Below are 257 nucleotides of genomic sequence, written 5' to 3' on the forward strand. Positions count from 1 at the left end.
GGGTATGGCAAGTGCCACAGTGCTCTAGATTATTGACCAGATATTCACCGCGTTTTTGGGTCTCGTTCAGTCCTTCGCGCTTTTCAGTAGACGGTACGTTGAGAAAGTTCCAACCCAACATTAAGCTGCGAATATTAAAAGGAAATGGTAGATCCGTTTTTTCTTCGGGGGCTTCGTCAACCGCTGGTACCGTCTGTAAATAAGCAAACAGCGCACTGATGTCTTCCTCTTTCATGCCGCTGTAAGAAGGATATGGC

Annotated in this window: 1 pseudogene; it reads right to left on the minus strand. The window is 46.7% G+C overall.

Annotated features, from left to right (window positions below):
* Positions 1–257, minus strand: a pseudogene (locus AAEY83_RS16640) (cytochrome c); the annotation flags it as partial.

Origin of the sequence: Psychrobacter sp. TB20-MNA-CIBAN-0197 (assembly GCF_040309765.1) — a bacterium.
Classification (GTDB): domain Bacteria; phylum Pseudomonadota; class Gammaproteobacteria; order Pseudomonadales; family Moraxellaceae; genus Psychrobacter; species Psychrobacter submarinus.